Source organism: Streptomyces sp. NPDC005533 (assembly GCF_042871845.1).
Taxonomy (GTDB): domain Bacteria; phylum Actinomycetota; class Actinomycetes; order Streptomycetales; family Streptomycetaceae; genus Streptomyces.
Genome location: NZ_JBIAJH010000138.1, coordinates 1 through 3,300, shown reverse-complemented (window position 1 = coordinate 3,300; position 3,300 = coordinate 1). Strand labels below are relative to the sequence as shown.

The 3,300-nt window shown below is 64.1% G+C and carries 2 protein-coding genes and 2 pseudogenes; 2 read left to right on the top strand and 2 right to left on the bottom strand.

The window, feature by feature from the left end; all coding sequences use genetic code 11:
• The first annotated feature begins 750 nt into the window (after positions 1 to 750).
• Positions 751 to 1,665, top strand: coding sequence for a DUF1906 domain-containing protein (locus ACFYP3_RS37270; RefSeq protein WP_388842531.1), 915 nt, complete (start codon positions 751 to 753; stop codon positions 1,663 to 1,665).
• A gap of 318 nt (positions 1,666 to 1,983) precedes the next feature.
• A pseudogene (locus tag ACFYP3_RS37265) lies at positions 1,984 to 2,252 on the top strand (transposase); the annotation flags it as partial.
• A gap of 16 nt (positions 2,253 to 2,268) precedes the next feature.
• Here ACFYP3_RS37265 and ACFYP3_RS37260 read toward each other — a convergent pair.
• Positions 2,269 to 2,897: pseudogene (locus tag ACFYP3_RS37260) on the bottom strand (transposase); the annotation flags it as partial.
• 243 nt (positions 2,898 to 3,140) lie between these two features.
• Positions 3,141 to 3,300, bottom strand: a 160-nt coding sequence (locus tag ACFYP3_RS37255) for a transposase (protein ID WP_388842533.1), incomplete at its 5' end; no start/stop codon positions are given.

Genomic DNA, 3,300 nt, shown 5'->3' with positions numbered 1-3,300 from the left:
CAACTCCGCAGCCCACCCCTGGGCCTCAACCATCCCCACCATGCCCTGACAACGACAACCACCAGCTCAGGACACGATCCGCTGCTGGAGTACTAGGGGTCGCCTCAAACCGTCCGACCTTGATCAGGGTGCGCCCGTACTGCGCGGCCTACATTCCAGCATTTCACGAACGCCGACCATCCGGCGTCGTGCACGGACTTGGCCACGTCTGTGCGGGCGAGTCCCCTGGCCGTGAGATGATTTCACCGCGAGTGCTTGGTGTCGGCTGATCAGCTGGGCGAAGTGCCAGCTGGCTTGGGCGGGGGCGGATGCCTCCATGTAGCTCTTTTTCTTGGGGACCTGTGGCAGGTAGAAACTGAGTGACTCGGGATTCCAGACGCACCGTCACCGGCCCGGCCGTGACGGCATCGGCGTCGAGCAAGGCGCTTGCCCGTGGAGCTTGCCTCCCTGCTCCTGGCGACAATTCGGTCCCTAAGCCAGTCGAGAGTTTACGCAAGTCGAGCAGGGCAGGGCTGAGTGACCATCAAATTCGCATCGCCAGCCGGCCTTGTTCACCCGGGTCGCTGATTTGGTTCCTGACCGCGGGGCCTCTGTTCGGGCTTCGGCCTCGCCTGAGGCCTCGACAACGCGCGCTGTACCGGGCCCGGGTAGGCAGCACACACTGAGGCCGACAGGCATTAGGGCTACGGATCTGCCCCCGAACGGCTACTTCGACTAGCGGCTGCCATCGACTAGCCGTTGAGTATCCCTATGCGCAATCTGAACGGCAAATTCCATCAGGTCAACCGACGCTGGATCACGCTCGGTCTCATGCTGGGATTTTCTGCAGCCCTCGCGTTCGGGCTTCTCATGGCACTGACCCCCTCTCCAACGCATCCCTCTAAGACGGCTCCCCCGCGCCAAGGCTCTCTACCCGACCGGTCCTTGGGGGTACCGGTATTCAGCGGAAAGGCCTTTGATACTTGTGCCACTCCTGGTCTGTCTGCCATACGGGCCTGGTCGAAGTCTGGCTACGGAGCCGTCGGCGTCTACTACGCAGGTCGAGGGCGGGGTTGCCTGAGTCAGAAGAATCTAAACCGGAAGTGGGTCACTGAAGTCAGCAACGGCGGATGGAAGATCCTTCCCATCTTCGTCGGCTCCCAGGCTCCCTGCGTGACCCTGTGGCACAAGCGCGACACCGTTATCGACCCTGACGATCCTGCGATGGCCGCTGGAGAGGCCACCGAGGCTGTGACGGCTGCGCAAAAACTGGGTATTTCTCCAGGCAGTCCTATCTATCTCGATATGGAGAGCTGGAACTCGAACGACAAGGCCTGCTCCAAGGCAACTGTCGATTTCGTCCGAGCCTGGAGTCTGGAAGTCTCCAGGCGGGGATACCTCCCCGGCTTCTACAGCAGTGCCGGTTCCGGAGTGAAAGCCTTGAGCGCGGCTCGTCTCTACGACCTCTCTGGCATCCCAGATGTCATCTGGTTCGCCCGCTGGGGGGTCCGGCCTTCGCTGACTGGCGAACCAACCCTGAGGGGCGGAGAGTCATGGCCGGTCAACCGCCGCATCCATCAATACGCTGGCGACGTAGCGGAAGAGCATGGCGGGGTCCCCATGCGAATCAACACGAGTCTGATAAACGCGCCTGTCGCCCTCGTTCGCCGAACCACGGCCGGCTGACGGCGATAGCAAGGCGCCGGCTACGGCACCTCGCCGCATTGTTGGAACACCCGGATACGCCCGGCATGAGGGCGCTCCTCCGCCTTGGATGCACCGCGTCCCAGACCCCACCCTGATCCATCGGGGGTTACGGGAGTGTCATACCTTGATCTTTTCGTAAGTTCGGTGGGTGTGGTGGATGGATGGTCAGACCGGTGTGGGCGAGGAAGGACCGTGACAGTTGTGGGCTGGTGTTCTCTCGGTGGGTCGGCGGCATCGGCGAGGTGGTCGCCGGCGAGTGCGCGTTTCTTGAGAGAGGACCACAGCAGTTCCACTGGGTCGAAGGTGCGGCCGCAGGGCGGCGGGACGCCGGACACGCCTGATGAGACGTTGTTCGCCGCGATCATCTACGTGATGGTCAGCCGGTGTGCGGCGCTGCCGCCGTGCTTCGGGGTATCCAAGTCGACCGCCTACCGCAGATTTCTGATCTGGCCGCGGCGGAGTCCGAGGTCGACTCTACGAGGAGGTCCTTCACCGGCTCGAAGATGCTGGCCTGCCCGGCCTTTCCCGGACTTCTCGACTCCGCCCACATGCGTGCAAAGAAGGGTGCCTCTATGGCTTTCGTCAAGCCGTAGTGGGTGTGGGCGGCTGGTAGAAGATCCCATCTTGGCGCGTGTCGAAGAAAACGTTGATGCGGCGTCGGGCGAGTGCGACGAGGGCGGCGATGTGTGTTTTCCCTCGCGGCGTTTGCGGTCGTGGTAGGCGCGTGACTCCGGTGGGGACAAGGAGGCGAACGTGGCGAGGTAGAAGGCTCGTTTGAGCTGTTTGTTGCCTCGCCTGGAGGGGTGTTTGCCGCGGATGGAGGAGCCGGAGCTGCGGGTCACGGGTGCCAGGCCGGCGTAGGCGGCGAGGCGGCCGGCGCTGGCGAAGCGGCTGCCGTCACCGACGTCGATCAGGATGCGGGCGGCGGTCCTGGCCCCGATGGCGGGTATCGAGATCAGGACCTGGGAAAGAGGGTGGGCCTCCAGTAGTTCCTTCCGAGTGGCGAGGAGTTTTCTCTGGTCCAGGACGGACTGGAGCGAGCTCGCAAGGTTGGGGGCGATCAGCGCTGCGTCGCTGCCGGGGATGACGACGGTCTGTTCGTCGAGTGCGGTGAAGATGTCCTCGACCAGCCGCTCGGCCATCCGCGGCGTCTTCGGCCGTATCAGTGTGACCAGCCGTCGCCTTCCGGCTTTGCGGATCTGGGCCGGGGCAGACAAGGGCTACGACTACGAACCACCTGCGCCGATGGTCACGCGGACGCGGCATCACCCGCCGCATCGCCCGCCGGGGCATCGAGTCCTCACAGCGACTGGGCACCGCTGAGCCATAGAACGCCCCCATGGCCTGGCTCGTCGGCTGCCGCCGCCTCCATCGCCGCTACGAACGCAAAGCCGAGTACTTCCTCGCCTTCACCAGCACCGCCTGCACCCTCATCTCCTACCTAAGACCGTGTCCTATGTGGTGAGGCGGACGAGGCGTTTGTAGCAGCAGAGGGCGGCTGCTAGGCCGAGGAAGGCCGGGTAGTTGCGGGGATGGCGTTCGTAGCGGTGGTTGAGGCGGCGGTAGCCGGTCAGCCAGGACATGGTCCGCTCGATCACCCACCGGCGCCTTCCG